Origin of the sequence: Roseovarius tolerans (assembly GCF_028885395.1) — a bacterium.
Taxonomy (GTDB): Bacteria; Pseudomonadota; Alphaproteobacteria; order Rhodobacterales; family Rhodobacteraceae; genus Roseovarius; species Roseovarius tolerans.
The window spans coordinates 1,942,021-1,957,249 of record NZ_CP118494.1 but is presented as its reverse complement, the minus strand read 5'-3'; the positions used below and the strand labels follow the sequence as shown (position 1 = coordinate 1,957,249).

Genomic DNA, 15,229 nt, shown 5'->3' with positions numbered 1-15,229 from the left:
CTCCGCCGTTTGAATGCGGCGGCGCAGCAAAAGAAAAAGAGGGGGCACAAGGCCCCCTTAGGTTCGCGGATCGGGATGTTTATTTACCGCCCGATTATGGTTGTTGCCTGTCTCCGATCCGCGTCCAGGGCGAGCGCACCCGCCCCTGAACTCTTCAGCTACACCCGCTTGTCCCGCCGCAGGTGTTGCACTTCATGCAGGTGCCATTGCGCACCAGCGTGTAGTTGCCGCATTCGCCGCAGGCCTCGCCTTCGTAGCCCTGCATCCGGGCCTTGGTGCGGGCGTCCATCGACATCGTGGTCGACGTGGCCGACACCGATGTCACGTTGGCCTGCACCGTCTCGGGGACGAGGGTTTGCAGCGCTACCTCGGCGTCGCTGCCACGAAAGCCGGTGGTGCCGGTGCCCTGCCCGCCCTGGAACACGACCAGTTCCTGCGGAAGGCGCTTGCGCAGGTAGCCGGTGGAGCTGATCTGCTTGAGAACCTCCAGCGAGCGTGACGCAGCTTCGCCCGACATCTCCTTGATATTGCTCACGCCTTCCTCTTCACCGCGTCCCAGATCGTCGAAGGATGCGCCGGAGGGTTTGACATGCGCCAGATCGGTGCGGTCGAGATAGCTGACCGCTAGTTCGCGGAAGATATAGTCGAGGATCGAGGTGGCGTTCTTGATGCTGTCATTGCCCTGCACCATGCCCGAGGGTTCGAACTTGGTGAAGGTGAAGGCATCGACGAATTCCTCAAGCGGCACGCCGTATTGCAGGCCCACCGAAACCGCGATGGCAAAATTGTTCATCATCGCGCGGAACCCGGCACCCTCCTTGTGCATGTCGATGAAGATCTCGCCAAGCTGGCCGTCCTCGTATTCGCCGGTGCGCAGATAGACCTTGTGCCCGCCGACGATGGCCTTTTGCGTGTAACCCTTGCGGCGTTCGGGCATCTTTTCGCGGTTGGAGCGGACGATTTCCTTGATCACCACCTTCTCGACGATCTTCTCTGCCAGAACGGCGGCCTTTTCCTGCGCGCTGCCTGATTCGAGGATCTCGGCGGCCTCGTCATCATCCTCGACCAGCGCCGATGCCAGCGGCTGGCTGAGCTTGGAGCCGTCGCGGTAGAGCGCGTTGGCCTTGACGCCGAGGGACCATGAGAGCTCATACGCCTTCTGGCAATCCTCGATGGTGGCGTCGTTGGGCATGTTGATCGTCTTGGAGATCGCCCCCGAGATGAACGACTGCGCCGCCGCCATCATGGTGATGTGGCTTTCCACACCGAGATACCGCTTGCCGGTCTTGCCGCAGGGATTGGCGCAATCGAAGATGTGGTAGTGCTCTTGCTTCAGATGCGGCGCGCCTTCCAGCGTCATGGTCCCGCAGACGTGATCGTTCGCGGCGTCGATATCGCGCTTGGAATAGCCCAGATGCGCGAGCAGGTCGAAGGTCGGATCGTTCAGCTTTTCGGTGGGAATGCCCAGCACCTGCGTGCAGAACTCCGCGCCGAGTGTCCACTGGTTGAAGACGAAACGGATATCAAAAGCCGAACCGAGTGCGGCATCGACCTTGGCCAGTTCGTTCTCGCCAAAGCCGTGACCGATGAGCGAGGTGTGGTTGATGCCGGGCGCATTGCCGATGGTGCCGTGGCCCACGGCATAGCCGATGATTTCCTCGATTTGCGCGGGGCCATAGCCCAGCTTTTCAAGGGCGGCGGGCACCGACTGGTTGATGATCTTGAAATAGCCGCCCCCGGCCAGTTTCTTGAACTTCACCAGCGCGAAATCGGGCTCGATCCCGGTGGTGTCGCAATCCATCACCAGCCCGATCGTGCCGGTGGGCGCGATCACCGATGTCTGCGCGTTGCGGTAGCCGTGCTTTTCGCCGAGTTTGAGCGCCTCGTCCCAGCTGGCCATCGCCAGGTCGATCAGCCGTGCATCGGGGCAGCTCTTGTGGTCGAGCGGCACCGGTTTGACGGCGAGCGCCTCATAGCCCTCGGTTGCGCCATAGGCGGCGTTGCGGTGGTTGCGGATCACGCGCAGCATGTGCTTGGCGTTGGATTTGTAGCCTGCGAAGGCGCCCAGTTCGCCCGCCATTTCGGCGGAGGTCGCGTAGGAGACGCCGGTCATGATCGCGGTCAGCGCCCCGCAGAGCGCGCGGCCCTCGTCGCTGTCATAGCCGTAGCCCATGTTCATCAAGAGGCCGCCGATATTGGCATAGCCAAGGCCAAGCGTGCGGAAATCATAGCTGCGCTGCGCGATTTCCTTGGAAGGAAACTGTGCCATGGTCACCGAGATTTCCAGCGTCACCGTCCAGAGCCGGGTGGCGTGCATGTAGGCATCGGCGTCGAACTGCCCGTCGACGTAGAACTTGAGCAGGTTCATCGAGGCGAGATTGCAGGCGGTGTCGTCGAGGAACATGTATTCCGAGCACGGGTTGGAGCCGCGGATTTCGCCATCTTCGGGGCAGGTATGCCACGCGTTGACGGTGTCGTGATACTGAATGCCCGGATCGGCGCAGGCCCAGGCCGCGTGGCCCACATCCTCCCAAAGATCGCGCGCCTTGATGGTCTTGGAGACCGAGCCGTCGGTGCGGTTGATCAGCGCCCAATCCTCGTCATTCTCGACGGCCTTGAGAAAGGCATCGGTGACGCGGATCGAGTTGTTGGAGTTCTGGCCGGAGACGGATGCATAGGCCTCGGAATCCCAGTCGGTGTCATAGGTCGGGAATTCGATGCTGTCATAGCCCTGCTTGGCATAATCGAGCACGCGCTTGACGTAGGTTTCGGGGATTTGCACCTGTTTCGCGCCGCGAATGGCGGCTTTCAACTGCGGGTTGGTCTTGGGGTCGACCGCATCCTCGGTGCTGCCGTCCCAGGCGCGGATTGCGGCGAAGATCTCGTTCAGTTTCAGCTCGTGCATCTTGGAGCCGGCGACGATGCTGGCGACCTTCTGCTCTTCCTTGACCTTCCAGTTGATGAATTCCTGGATGTCGGGGTGATCGGCGTCGCAGATCACCATCTTGGCGGCGCGGCGCGTGGTGCCGCCCGACTTGATGGCGCCCGCCGCGCGGTCACCGATCTTGAGAAAGCCCATGAGGCCCGAGGATTTGCCACCGCCCGAGAGCGGCTCATTGGCGGCGCGCAGGCTGCTGAAGTTGGTGCCGGTGCCGGAGCCGTACTTGAAGAGCCGCGCCTCGCGCACCCAGAGATCCATGATGCCGCCATCGCCAACCAGATCGTCCTTGACCGACTGGATGAAGCAGGCATGCGGCTGCGGATGCTCGTAGGCGGAGGCGGATTTGGTCAGCTCACCAGTCTCGAAATCGACGTAGTAATGGCCCTGACCGGGGCCGTCGATGCCGTAAGCCCAATGCAGGCCGGTGTTGAACCACTGCGGCGAGTTCGGGGCGGCCATCTGGCGGGCCAGCATGTAGCGCATTTCGTCGAAATAGGCGAGGGCGTCGGCCTCCTTGGTGAAGTAGCCGCCCTTCCAGCCCCAATAGCACCACGCACCCGCCAGCCGGTCGAAGACCTGCTTGGCCGAGATCTCACCGCCGAAGCCGTCATTGTCCGCCGCGGGGCGGCCGCGCCACAGGAATTCCGGCACGCCGTCCTCGGCAATTTTCTCGAGTTTGTTGGGCACGCCCGCCTTGCGGAAATATTTCTGGGCGATCACGTCGCTGGCGACCTGGCTCCAGCCTGCGGGCACCTCGATTTCATCGAGTTTGAAGACCGTCGTGCCATCGGGATTGCGGATCTCGGAACTCGTGGTCACGAACTCCAGCGCGGCGTATGCGTCCTGTCCGGCGGTGGTGAATTTACGTTCGATCTTCATGTGGCTGCCCCATAGCAAATTGGTTCGTGGACCGCTGTGGTCCGGTGTGAGTGACCGTCGCCCGACCGAAGGCAAAGCTATCCTGTGTGCCGCGTGACTGATCAGCGGCGCAAGCTGTACCCGGTGGTGATCCGGCTATGTCGAAGTTTGGGTCGTATGTCCCTGCCCGGGCCGATCACTATATCTTGTGGTCTTGCCGCCCGCTCACACAAACTGACGTATGTTGCCCTATCTGGTCAACGAAAAATTTAGCAGTTTTTCGACAAAAAGGATTTGACTATTCGGCGGTGTGGCATTGCCGTTCACGGAACAGTGATTCATCCACAGGCTGTCATGCAGGTGCAGCGAAAACGGCTTGCGGCAAAGAAGCCCTGCGATCATCGGGCATTAGCGCGTAAAGCTGTCAAATGGGTTGAACTCGGGGGCTGCGCGATGCCAGCGCGACGGGCAGAGCGATGCTGCACCCGCAACATCTAGCGGACCGATGCGCCATGTCTACATCTTGTGCAGGAAAGTGGTCGGGGCGGCGAGATTCGAACTCACGACCCCCTGTACCCAAAACAGGTGCGCTACCAGACTGCGCCACGCCCCGGACCACGGGGCTGTGTCTAGCGCCGAAGCGTGCGGTTGAAAAGCGTAAAACGCCGGATGGCGCCGTCTTATTGACCTTCGCCACAGGGCCAGGCCGCCGCGTCCTGATCAATCGCCGGATGGCGCAGTTGCCAGCCCTCCGCGATGCCGATCTTGCGCGACAGGCCGCCGTTGATTTCCAGCACGCTCTGAATCTTGTTGCCGCCGAAGATTGGCGACTCGTCCAGCGGCGTGGCCTCGTGATGCACCTTTTGCACGGTGCCGCTGGCATCGAGAAAGATCATGTCGAGCGGAATGAGGGTGTTCTTCATCCAGAACGCCACGCGCTTGGGCTGCGGGTAAACGAACAGCATGCCCGCGCTCGAAGAGAGGGTTTCGCGGTTCATCAGGCCCTGCCCGCGCTCGGCCTCATCATCGGCCAGTTCGACGCGAAACCTGACCATTCCGGCGTCGCTCCGCAGGATGACCGCGTCCTCGCGACAGGGTTCCGCCACCGCCGTGCCCGCCCACAGGGCGAGCAAGGCAATTTTCATAAGCCCGAAGACTTGGCTGCCGCTTCCCATCCACACACCTCAGTTGCCATTCGCCCTCTTTTACCATCAATCACGCGAATAGCCAGCGCTTCTCCGGGCTGGACATCCGCCAGACCCGAACGGCGCAACACCTCTATGTGAACGAACACGTCCTCTTCCGAGCCGAAGGTATTGGCAAAGCCGAATCCCTTGCCCTTGTCGAACCATTTGACGCGCGCAGGCTGTAGCGGGGCCGAGCGTATCTCGTCGAGGTCGATCTCTTGCAGGTCGCTCAGACCGGTCAGTTCCAGATCGTCCGGTGCCTCGATTGCATGCACCTCGACGGCCTGATGGCCGCGTTCCGTCTGTTGCACGTCCAACTCAACCCCTGCGCGATCAGCAACAGAGCTTTGGCCAAAGTTGCGGAGCACGTTGGCATGGAGCAGAATGTCAGGACCACCCTCATCGGCAACCACAAACCCGAATCCCTTTACGGGATCAAACCATTTAACACGTCCTTTTACTCGGCGAATATCGTCATCGTTTCTTGTCACAGTGTCCTACCTAACAGCCTTCATCCCCAAGACCGTGCCTAGACTTGCGCTATATTCACCCCCGCATGCAAGTCCAAAATATCACTTATATTCAAATGCTTGCATTTCACGTGACGTGAAATTCATGGGTTCAGGCGCTGAATATTCCAGCTTTCATCGTCAGTTTCGCGGCGCCAGACGAAACGGTCATGCAGACGGAATGCCCCGTCTGCCCAGAACTCAATCTCAACGGGGGCGATTCTGAAACCTCCCCAAAAGGGGGGGCGCGGCGGATTGGGCCCCTTGCGCGCGGTCACTTTCGCGACTTCGGCCATCAGCGTCGCGCGCGAGTCGAGCGGCCTGGACTGCTCGGACGCCCATGCGCCAAGACGACTTTTGAGCGAGCGCGATGCGTAATACGCGTCCGCCTTCGGCCCTTCCTCGCGGGTGACATTCCCGCGCAGCCTGATCTGTCGTCGCAGCGATTTCCAGTGCAGGACCATCGCCGCCTGCGGGTTCGCGTCGAGTTCCTGCCCCTTGGCCGACCCATAGTTTGTGTAGAAAACAAAGCCATTCTCGGCGATTTCCTTGAGCAGGACCATTCGCACGTTTGGCAGGCCGTCGGCGTCCGCCGTGGCGAGGGCAACCGCGTTGGGATCATTGATTTCGCTGGCTTCGGCCTCGGTCAGCCATTGCCGCGCGATCTCGAACGGATCGTCGCCTGCGAATATTCCGTCTCGTTCCATGTAGGGGCCGTCCTGTCTGTCAAATAGCATGAACCGAGCAGTTTAGCTCATTTCACGAATTTTGACAGGTCTGACGTGATGGCGACCAGCCCTTGATGCAATCCCCCCGATCGCCTAAAGGTCAAAAAAATCGTTGTGGCGGGGGCTGGGAATGTCGAACACTTTGATGGCGGGAAAACGCGGGCTGATCATGGGCCTCGCCAATGACAAGTCGATTGCATGGGGCATCGCGCGCTCCTGTGCGGAGGCCGGTGCAGAGCTGGCGTTCAGCTATCAGGGCGATGCGCTCAAGAAACGGGTGGCCCCACTGGCGGCGCAGCTTGGATCAGACATCGTGCTGCCCTGCGACGTGGCCGACATGAATTCCATTGATCAGCTGTTCACCAGCCTGAGCGAGCATTGGGACGGGCTCGATTTCGTGGTCCATGCCATCGGCTTTTCCGACAAGAGCGAATTGCGCGGCCGCTACGTCGATACCAGCCGCGACAATTTCCTGATGACCATGGACATCTCGGTCTATTCCTTCACTGCCGTGATGCAGCGCGCCGAGAAGATGATGGGTCCAGACAGCGCGGCCCTGACGCTCACCTATTACGGGGCTGAGCAGGTGATGCCGCATTACAACGTGATGGGCGTGGCCAAGGCGGCGCTGGAGGCGTCGGTGAAATACATGGCCGAGGATCTGGGCAAGGACGGTATTCGCGTCAACGCGATCAGCGCCGGCCCGATCCGGACACTGGCAGCCAGCGGCATCGGCGATTTCCGTTACATCCTGAAATGGAACGAGCTGAATTCGCCGCTGCGCCGCAATGTGACGATCGACGATGTGGGCCGCTCGGCGCTCTACCTGCTGAGCGATCTCGGCTCTGGCGTCACCGGCGAGACGCTGCATGTCGATGCGGGCTATCACGTCGTGGGCATGAAAGCCGTCGACGCCCCCGACATCGACGCGACCTGAGCGCGCGGGCCGATGACCGCGCTGGACCTTATCGCCTTCAACGCGGTGCTGGCCGCCGCGATTCTGAGCCCCGGCCCGGCGCTATTGTTTGCGCTGCGCACGGCGCTGGCGGATGGGCGCGGGGCGGGCATTGCGGCGGGTCTGGGCCTTGGTCTGGTCGCAGCCCTCTGGACGCTGGCGGCACTACTGGGTCTGGAGGCGCTGTTCAGGTTTTTCCCTTGGGCCTATACCACGCTCAAGGTCGGCGGCGCGCTCTATCTGCTTTATATCGCATGGGGCACATGGCGTGCGGCGCGCGCGCCGATGTCCGATGCCCCGCAAAAGCCGCGCGGGCGCGCGTTCCTCGACGGGGCGCTGATCAACCTCGGCAATCCCAAATCGGTGCTTTTCGCCGCCTCGGTGCTGGTGGTGATCTTTCCCAAGGGGCTCACGGCCACGGAAATCGCGCTGATCACGCTTAACCACATGGTTGTGGAATGGCTGTTTTACGCGGTCTTTGCCACGTTGCTGAGCGGGGCCCCGGCCCGCCGCGCCTATCTGGGCGCGAAACCATGGATCGACCGGGCGGCGGCGCTGATGCTGGGCGCGCTCGGGCTCAAACTCTTGACTGACAGGTGATCGCCATGACCGACCGTCTTCCGCATGAAAAAGGCTTTCACGTCAGCTGGGACCAGTTGCACCGCGATGCGCGGGCGCTGGCGTGGCGGTTGCAGGGTGAGGCCCCCGAGGGCGGCTGGCGCGCGGTGGTGGCGATCACACGGGGTGGCATGGCGCCCGCGATGATCGTCGCGCGTGAACTGGATATCCGGACGGTCGATACGATCAGCGTCAAATCCTACAATCACCAGACCCAAAACGAGCCGGTGGTGATCAAATCGCCGGACATGGAGATCATGGGCGACGGCGCGGGCGTGCTGATCGTCGATGATCTGGTTGATACCGGCCGCACGCTCGAGGTGGTGCGGCGGCACCTGCCCCACGCGCATGTCGCGACGGTCTATGCCAAGCCGATGGGGCGCGCGCAGGTCGAGACGTTCATCACCGAGGTGAGCCAGGATACGTGGATCTTCTTTCCCTGGGACATGGCGCTGCAATATGTGGAGCCGTACCGGGGCGTGTGACGGCGGGGCCTGGGCCGGGGTCTTGCCCCGTCCCGGTTCAACGCGTAGACAACCGCAACGAAAAGCGTTTCAACACGGGCTGACAGGGGGCCGAGATGGCAGGCAAGGGCATATCCAAGGGTGCGATGTGGGTGCTGATGGGGCTTCTCATCGTCGGGCTGGGGGGCTTTGGCGTCACCAACCTGTCTGGCAATGTGCGCAGCGTCGGTTCGGTCGGTGATGCGGAGATTGACGTCAACACATACGCCCGCGCGCTGCAGAACGAGATCCGGGCGCTGGAGGCGCAGCGCGGCGAGAGCGTCAGCTTTGCGCAGGCGCGCGCCGCCGGTGTGGATCAGCAGGTGTTGGGGCAGCTTGTGTCGCGCGCGGCACTTGAGCATGAAACCGCCCGGCTGGGGATTTCGGTGGGTGACGCCACCCTGCGCGACGAGATCCTGGCCATGTCCGCCTTCAGCGGCCTCGATGGCAGCTTTGACCGCGAGTCCTATGCCTTTGCCCTGCAACAGGCCGGGCTGAACGAGGCGGAATTCGAGGAAAACATCCGCGCCGAGACAGCCGCGACCCTGCTTCAGGCGGCTGCCGTGGCCGGTATGCAGGTGCCGCCCGCCTATATGGACGCGATGATGACATATCTCGGCGAGCGCCGCAGCCTGGCCTTTGCCACGCTCGACCGCGGCGATCTGCAATCCGGTCTGCCGGTGCCGTCCGAGGAAGACCTGCGCAGCTATCATCAGAGCCACCTGCCCGATTTCACCACGCCCGAGACCAAATCGATCACCTATGCCTGGGTCACGCCCGAAATGATCGTCGATACCGTCGAGGTGCCCGAAGACGCCCTGCGCCGCGCCTATGACGAGCGCTCTGCGGAGTTCAATCAGCCGGAACGCCGTCTGGTGGAGCGGCTGGTTTATTCCGATCCCGAGCGCGCCGAGCGCGCCATGACGCGGCTGGACGATGGTGTGCTTTTCGAGATGCTGGTCGCCGAGCGCGGGCTGGAGATGGCGGATGTCGACATGGGCGACGTCAGCGACGATGATCTTGGCCCGGCGGCAGAGGCGGTCTTTGCCGCTGATTCCGGTGAGATCGTAGGCCCGATCGAGACCAGCCTGGGCCCTGCCCTCTTTCGGATCAACGGTGTGCTTGCGGCGCAGGTCACGTCGTTTGAAGAGGCCAAGGCGCAACTGCGCGAGACCCTGGCCCGTGATCGTGCCGGGCGCGTGATCGACACGATGAGCGAGCGGGTCGATGATCTGCTGGCCGGAGGGGCCACGCTTGAAGATGTGGTGCGCGAAACCGAACTGGAACTCGGTGAAATCGACTGGCATCCTGATCTTGCCGAGGGGATCGCGGGCTATGCTGCCTTTCGCAGTGCCGCGGAGGCGGTGCAGGACGGCGATTACCCGGCGGTCGAGCGCACCGAGGATGATGGTATCTTTGCGCTGCGGCTCGACGGGATCGAGGAGCCGCGCATTCAGCCGCTTGACGATGTGCGCGAGGCGGTGCGGCAGGGCTGGCGGCAAGAGGCCACCGTCGACGCGCTTGCCGAACAGGTCGCGCCGCAGGTTGCGGAATTGAGCGACGGGGCCAGCTTTGACGATCTTGGCCTTGAAGCCAGCGAGATCACCGACATGACCCGCCGCGATTACCGCGCCGATGCGCCGCCTGAATTCATCGAGCAAGTGTTTGCCATGGAAGAAGGCGAGGTGCAGGTGATCGAGGGTGTGGGCCGCATATTCCTGCTGCGGCTGGACGCGGTCGCCCCGCCCGCCGAGGATGACGAGGACATGACCCGTTTGCGCACCGCGCTGCGCGATCAGGTGGCCGCTGATTTCGGACAGGATATCTTTCAGCTTCTTGCCGATGACATTCGCGCCCGTGCCGGGGTCGAACTTGATCAGTCGGCGCTCAATGCCGTGCATGCCAATTTCAACTGAGGATCGCATCGCGTGGATCTGACCCCTTCCTTTGACGAGTTCGCCCGAGCCTATGAGGCGGGCCAGAATCAGGTGGTGCACACCCGCCTTGCCGCCGATCTGGATACGCCGGTGTCATTGATGCTCAAGCTTACGGGGGCCGCCCGCGATGCCTTCATGCTCGAATCGGTGACCGGCGGCGAGGTGCGCGGGCGCTATTCGATCATCGGCATGAAGCCCGACCTGATCTGGCAGTGTCACGGCAGGTCAAGCCGGATAAACCGCGCCGCGCGGTTCGACAGCGATGCCTATGAGGATCAGGACGGCGATCCGCTGAGCAACCTGCGCGCGCTGATCGCCGAGAGCCGCATCGACCTGCCCGAGGATCTGCCGGCGGCGAGCGCGGGGCTGTTCGGCTATCTCGGCTATGACATGATCCGGCTGGTCGAGCATCTGCCCGATGTGCCGGCCGACACGCTGAACCTGCCCGATGCCGTCATGCAGCGCCCCTCGGTGGTGGCGGTTCTGGACGGGGTCAAGGGCGAGGTGATCGTGGTCGCCCCCGCCTGGGTGAGCAGCGGCCAATCGGCGCGCGCCGCCTATGCGCAGGCCGCCGAGCGGGTGATGGATGCGGTGCGCGATCTGGAACGCGCGCTGCCGCAGGCGAGCCGCAATCTGGGTGAGGCGCATGAAGATGCAGCCCCGGTGTCGAACTTTACCCGCGATGGCTACAAATCGGCGGTGGAAAAGGCCAAGGAATATATCCGCGCGGGAGATATCTTTCAGGTCGTACCATCGCAGCGCTGGTCGCAGCCGTTCCGGCAGCCGCCCTTCGCGCTTTACCGCTCGTTGCGCCGCACGAACCCGTCGCCCTTCATGTTCTATTTCAATTTCGGCGGGTTTCAGGTGGTCGGTGCCTCGCCCGAGATATTGGTGCGGGTGTTCGGCAACGAGGTTACCATCCGGCCGATTGCGGGCACCCGGCCGCGCGGCGCCACGCCCGAGGAGGACCGCGCGCTGGAAGCCGATCTGCTGGGCGATCAGAAGGAACTGGCCGAACATCTCATGCTGCTCGATCTGGGCCGCAACGACGCGGGCCGCGTGAGCCGCATCGGCACCGTGCGTCCGACCGAGGAATTCATCATCGAGCGCTACAGCCACGTGATGCATATCGTGTCGAACGTGGTGGGCGAGTTGGCCGAGGATCAGGATGCGCTGTCGGCGCTTCTGGCGGGGTTGCCTGCGGGCACGGTCTCGGGCGCGCCCAAGGTTCGCGCGATGCAGATCATCGACGAGTTGGAGCCCGAGAAACGCGGCGTCTATGGCGGCGGTGTCGGCTATTTCAGCGCCGGGGGCGACATGGATGTCTGCATCGCCCTGCGCACCGCAGTGGTGAAGGACGAGACGCTCTATATTCAGGCCGGGGGTGGTGTCGTGCATGACAGCGACCCCGAGGCGGAATACATGGAGACGGTGCATAAATCCAACGCGATCCGGCGCGCGGCGGCGGATGCGGCACGGTTCGGCGGCGACGGAAACCTCTGAGCCACGTTTGATTCAAGTCAATGCGGACAAGGCATTGCAGGCGTAACCCTCGATTATCATATTCCGACTCTGGAATGTATAAATCAGGAGGAACCGCAATGCGCTATTTTACCCGCCTCACCGCCCCGGCCCTTTTGGCATTGAGCCTCGCGCTCGCCCCGCACTCGGGCGTGGCCGAAACGCTCGCCCTGCAAGATCCGGTCGCCGTCGAGACCCTGAGCAAGAGCAAGCAGACCGAAGCGGGTCTTTACATCACCGCCGCCGAGGCGGGGCGTGTGCTGGCCGAAAAGGACAATGTTGCACTCATCGACGTGCGCACCCCCTCGGAGACCATGCTGATCGGCTATCCGGTGCCCGCCGCCGCAAACATCCCGTCGAAACTGGTCGATCCGGATCTTGCCTTCGATGCCAAGAAGGGCGTCTACAAGATGGTGGACAACCCGACATACGTGGAGGAAATGCAGGCCTGGCTGGCGAGCGACGCGGCCTCTGGCGTGGATACATTAATGATCATGTGCCGGTCGGGCTCGCGCAGTGCGGCGGCCATTGGAAAGCTGGTCGAGGCCGGTGTCGATGTGACGCTCTACAACGTCGTGGACGGGTTCGAGGGCGACAAGAACGAGGGTGGCGTGCGCGCCGTGAATGGCTGGCGCAATGCAGGCCTGCCCTGGACCTACAAGCTGCGCGAGGGTCTGTGGCCGGGCCATAACTGAGACTTGCGGCGGGGCTGCCTCTTGGGGCATCAGGGGCCATGGCGCGCCTGATCCTCTTCAACAAACCCTGCGGGGTGCTGTCGCAATTCACCGACAAGGGCACTGGTGACAGCCCCCGTGCGACGCTGTCGGATCATGTCGCTGTGCCCGGCGTCTACCCCGCCGGGCGGCTGGATCGTGACAGCGAGGGGCTGCTCTTGCTGACCGACGACGGCAAGCTGCAGGCGCGCATCGCCTCGCCCCGGTTCAAGACCGAGAAGACCTATCTGGTGCAGGTGGAGGGCGCGCCCGAGGACGCCGCGCTCGAGGCGCTGCGAGAGGGCATCACGCTCAAGGACGGGCCGACGCGGCCCGCGCGGGTGCGCCGCATCGACCCGCCCGAATTGTGGCCGCGCACCCCGCCGGTACGCTATCGCAAATCGGTGCCCGATTGCTGGCTGGAGATCACCATATCGGAGGGGCGCAATCGTCAGGTGCGTCGCATGACCGCCCATGTCGGGCACCCTACCCTACGCCTCGTGCGCTGGCGCATCGGCGAGTGGACGCTCGACGGCCTTGCCCCCGGCGCATGGCGTGATGCGTGAGCACAAGCGATCGCCGGGTCAGTATTTGCCGATGTCGACCGTCTTGACCTCTGCGAGCACCTTGCCGGCCTTGTCTATCGCCCGCAGATCCACCGTGTAGCGATTTCCGCGCCCGCCCGAACAGGGCGGCAGGTATCCCGGGCTTGCGTAATCACCGCGAGAGCGGGCCGGGTGGATCACCCGCGCACCCCCCGGCAGGCTGGCCGTCATGCCGGGCACTGCAGGCAGGCGCGCCGTGCTGCCCTTAACTGGAAATCCGATGGTGCCATGGCCTCCGTTGCGCGACAGCGGCGTGTAGGACTTGTCATTGAAATAGGCGATGACCCAGACCGCGCCCGACGGGATGCCTGACACCGTCATTGGCGGCGTCGCGCCCTTTCCACCATGCAGCGCGCATTGCTGTCCTGCGGGCACCTTTTGACCATCCCAACCTCCACCGAGTTGAACCTGCATCTCGGCAGAGGCGGCCGCGCCTGCCAGTATCAAAGCCGCTGTCAGTGAAAGTGTCTTAAGCATGGTCTAATCCTGGAAATGCGATTTTCGTATTCGACGCTAGCCCGCTAAAGGTGACACGTCAATTTCAATGCTTGCGGTCGCGTGCTGCGCCAGGTCGTCGTATCGGCATTGTTTCATTGAAGGCGTCCTCATGCAAAAAGTGCCCCGGCCATGTCCGCCTGCGCCAGAATAGGATGCCGTAGAATAGTGGCTCCTGTCGTCTCAAGATGCGCGACAAGTGCGCCGTCAAGGCCGCCGATCCGGTCAGTCCAACGGCTTGCAGGTATCGCATTCAGGGTTTCGGTCAGTTCGCCCAATGCGGGCAATGATTCCGTTCACACCTGCAGCTCTGCAAACGACTTCCGTTTGATGAAAGGCTTTCGCCAGTTGCGCGACTAGAAACTTTTTCGAAACGATTCAGAACTTCCATGTCAGTTCAAGCCGGGCAGCGAATGCTCGGCCTTGTCGAGTTCCCGCAAAAGCTGATCCGGGTTCGAACCAGCCAAAGGCACCGTCAATCGCAATGTTCTTTGCGGGTCGATAGCCGATTACGACATCGACTCCCTGTCCCAAGGCTCCGCCAGAAACTGGATCCGCGCGCAGAGCTGCGCCGCGCAATCCGTGCTCGCTATTGCCTAGCCTGTAGTCGCGCCAATAGACATCCGCCGAAAGTTTTTCATCGAACGTCATGCCCGCCCCGATGGTTAGAACCGTCAAATTGGCCAATTCCGGGCGCAGGACCTCGCCATAGTAGAACGTTTCTATATCTTGGCCGAGCGAGCCCTCGTTGCTGTGCAGGTCGGGCTGGCGGAAATTGCCGCTGCCCCGTGCCCAGCCGAGGGTCAGGCGCGGTTTTAGCGGGTGATCGAATTGCCATTTCCCGCCCAGGTCGACCCCGCGCCCGCGCTGCTTGCGGCCGTTCCGCGCTGTTTCGGTCCAAGAGACATCCGCCCAGTAGCTCAGTTGATCCAGCGCCTCACCCTGCGCGCGCGCCCCAAGCAGGCGCAGGCGATCACGGTTTCCGTCGGTTTCCTGCTGCCAGATGGCATGCGCGCCCAATTCGATCTGCGTGTTGATCTCGTATCTGAACAATCCGGCGATGTAGTCCGTGTCACCATCGCGGGACTCCCGGTCAAGAAGATCCTCGCGAAACTGGTTTTCGCGCGCCGCCAGGATATCAGCCTCAAGCCGCTCGCCGCGATAGCGCATCCAGATCCCGTCAAGTCGGGCATCTATCAGCCAGCGGCGTGCGTCTTCGTAGTCCCAACGCCCGATGCGCAGGTCAAGGTTCGGGGCCAGAACATCCTCAACCTCAAGATAGGCCTCTCGCAGACGCAATTCTGTCCCGGTCTCACGAGGTCTAGCCTGACGGTCGTCAATGTCGCGGCGCAGCTCGAACTCGACAAAGCCGGCCAACGGTCCGTCAGGGTCGAATTCAGCCGAAAACCGAAGCTTTGCGGCGATCCTGTCCTGGCGATCGCGTGGGCGGGTGTCTGCGCTCGGGCGCAAGCTCATGTTTTTCTCATGCAGGACATCGAGGTGCAGACTGTGCTCGAATGTCAAAATTTCCCCTGAAGCTGCCGTCTTGGGCGCTATCAGGCTGGCCGCGACAAACAGGCAGAAGGTGATGCGGGCGGACCGGGGCATTGTATCAGGTTCCGCCCAGGTATTTGCGATCAACCGCTCTCTGCGTGACCG

At 62.6% G+C, this 15,229-nt stretch carries 14 protein-coding genes and 1 tRNA gene; 7 read left to right on the top strand and 8 right to left on the bottom strand.

Annotated features, from left to right (window positions below; genetic code table 11):
• Positions 1-154 precede the first annotated feature (154 nt).
• The 5 genes from PVU19_RS09610 to pdxH all read right to left on the bottom strand — a co-directional run bounded on the left by PVU19_RS09610 (position 155) and on the right by pdxH (position 6,202).
• On the bottom strand, positions 155-3,820 hold the full coding sequence (locus PVU19_RS09610) for a vitamin B12-dependent ribonucleotide reductase (protein ID WP_050661555.1): 3,666 nt from the start codon (positions 3,818-3,820) through the stop codon (positions 155-157).
• A 515-nt stretch (positions 3,821-4,335) separates the two neighbouring features.
• A tRNA-Pro gene (locus PVU19_RS09605) sits at positions 4,336-4,412 on the bottom strand.
• A 67-nt stretch (positions 4,413-4,479) separates the two neighbouring features.
• Positions 4,480-4,944, bottom strand: coding sequence for a DUF192 domain-containing protein (locus PVU19_RS09600; RefSeq protein WP_152911583.1), 465 nt, complete (start codon positions 4,942-4,944; stop codon positions 4,480-4,482).
• Positions 4,941-5,477 (bottom strand): cold-shock protein, encoded by a 537-nt coding sequence (locus PVU19_RS09595; protein ID WP_082237387.1) that lies wholly within the window; start codon positions 5,475-5,477, stop codon positions 4,941-4,943. Before PVU19_RS09595 ends, PVU19_RS09600 begins: the two co-directional genes overlap by 4 nt.
• A 122-nt stretch (positions 5,478-5,599) precedes the next feature.
• Positions 5,600-6,202 (bottom strand): pyridoxamine 5'-phosphate oxidase, encoded by a 603-nt coding sequence (gene pdxH / locus PVU19_RS09590; protein WP_050661557.1) that lies wholly within the window; start codon positions 6,200-6,202, stop codon positions 5,600-5,602.
• A gap of 151 nt (positions 6,203-6,353) precedes the next feature.
• On the opposite strand from pdxH, the gene fabI reads away from it, so the two are divergent.
• From fabI to PVU19_RS09555, 7 genes are all read left to right on the top strand, one after another.
• Complete coding sequence (gene fabI / locus PVU19_RS09585; protein WP_050661558.1) at positions 6,354-7,160, top strand: enoyl-ACP reductase FabI; 807 nt, start codon at positions 6,354-6,356, stop codon at positions 7,158-7,160.
• Positions 7,161-7,172: 12 nt separating this feature from the next.
• Positions 7,173-7,778, top strand: coding sequence for a LysE family translocator (locus PVU19_RS09580; protein WP_050661559.1), 606 nt, complete (start codon positions 7,173-7,175; stop codon positions 7,776-7,778).
• A 5-nt stretch (positions 7,779-7,783) separates the two neighbouring features.
• Entirely contained in the window at positions 7,784-8,281 is a 498-nt protein-coding gene (gene gpt / locus PVU19_RS09575) for a xanthine phosphoribosyltransferase (RefSeq protein WP_050661621.1), read from the top strand.
• Positions 8,282-8,376: 95 nt separating this feature from the next.
• Complete coding sequence (locus tag PVU19_RS09570) at positions 8,377-10,215, top strand: peptidyl-prolyl cis-trans isomerase (protein WP_050661560.1); 1,839 nt, start codon at positions 8,377-8,379, stop codon at positions 10,213-10,215.
• A gap of 12 nt (positions 10,216-10,227) precedes the next feature.
• The gene (gene trpE / locus PVU19_RS09565; protein WP_050661561.1) at positions 10,228-11,739 is read left to right on the top strand and encodes an anthranilate synthase component I; all 1,512 of its coding nucleotides are present in this window, start codon (positions 10,228-10,230) and stop codon (positions 11,737-11,739) included.
• A 98-nt stretch (positions 11,740-11,837) separates the two neighbouring features.
• Entirely contained in the window at positions 11,838-12,452 is a 615-nt protein-coding gene (locus tag PVU19_RS09560) for a rhodanese-like domain-containing protein (RefSeq protein ID WP_050661562.1), read from the top strand.
• Positions 12,453-12,490: 38 nt separating this feature from the next.
• Positions 12,491-13,036, top strand: coding sequence for a pseudouridine synthase (locus PVU19_RS09555; protein WP_050661563.1), 546 nt, complete (start codon positions 12,491-12,493; stop codon positions 13,034-13,036).
• 18 nt (positions 13,037-13,054) lie between these two features.
• Here the strand turns inward: PVU19_RS09555 and PVU19_RS09550 are convergent, their stop codons facing one another.
• The 3 genes from PVU19_RS09550 to PVU19_RS09540 all read right to left on the bottom strand — a co-directional run bounded on the left by PVU19_RS09550 (position 13,055) and on the right by PVU19_RS09540 (position 15,211).
• Positions 13,055-13,552: a hypothetical protein gene (locus PVU19_RS09550; RefSeq protein ID WP_050661564.1), complete on the bottom strand. Its 498-nt coding sequence runs from the start codon at positions 13,550-13,552 to the stop codon at positions 13,055-13,057.
• 128 nt (positions 13,553-13,680) lie between these two features.
• Positions 13,681-13,848, bottom strand: coding sequence for a hypothetical protein (locus PVU19_RS09545; RefSeq protein WP_235575671.1), 168 nt, complete (start codon positions 13,846-13,848; stop codon positions 13,681-13,683).
• A gap of 100 nt (positions 13,849-13,948) precedes the next feature.
• Positions 13,949-15,211 carry an alginate export family protein gene (locus PVU19_RS09540; RefSeq protein ID WP_152911584.1) on the bottom strand — a complete coding sequence of 421 codons (1,263 nt, stop codon included), beginning with the start codon at positions 15,209-15,211 and terminating at the stop codon, positions 13,949-13,951.
• Positions 15,212-15,229: the final 18 nt, after the last annotated feature.

What these genes read in the sequence shown, in the direction of transcription:
- PVU19_RS09610 (WP_050661555.1), bottom strand. Translation starts at nt 3,820, where the DNA reads ATGAAGATCGAACGTAAATTCACCACCGCCGGACAGGACGCATACGCC.
- PVU19_RS09600 (WP_152911583.1), bottom strand. Translation starts at nt 4,944, where the DNA reads ATGAAAATTGCCTTGCTCGCCCTGTGGGCGGGCACGGCGGTGGCGGAA.
- pdxH (WP_050661557.1), bottom strand. Translation starts at nt 6,202, where the DNA reads ATGGAACGAGACGGAATATTCGCAGGCGACGATCCGTTCGAGATCGCG.
- fabI (WP_050661558.1), top strand. Translation starts at nt 6,354, where the DNA reads ATGTCGAACACTTTGATGGCGGGAAAACGCGGGCTGATCATGGGCCTC.
- PVU19_RS09580 (WP_050661559.1), top strand. Translation starts at nt 7,173, where the DNA reads ATGACCGCGCTGGACCTTATCGCCTTCAACGCGGTGCTGGCCGCCGCG.
- gpt (WP_050661621.1), top strand. Translation starts at nt 7,784, where the DNA reads ATGACCGACCGTCTTCCGCATGAAAAAGGCTTTCACGTCAGCTGGGAC.
- PVU19_RS09570 (WP_050661560.1), top strand. Translation starts at nt 8,377, where the DNA reads ATGGCAGGCAAGGGCATATCCAAGGGTGCGATGTGGGTGCTGATGGGG.
- PVU19_RS09560 (WP_050661562.1), top strand. Translation starts at nt 11,838, where the DNA reads ATGCGCTATTTTACCCGCCTCACCGCCCCGGCCCTTTTGGCATTGAGC.
- PVU19_RS09555 (WP_050661563.1), top strand. Translation starts at nt 12,491, where the DNA reads ATGGCGCGCCTGATCCTCTTCAACAAACCCTGCGGGGTGCTGTCGCAA.
- PVU19_RS09550 (WP_050661564.1), bottom strand. Translation starts at nt 13,552, where the DNA reads ATGCTTAAGACACTTTCACTGACAGCGGCTTTGATACTGGCAGGCGCG.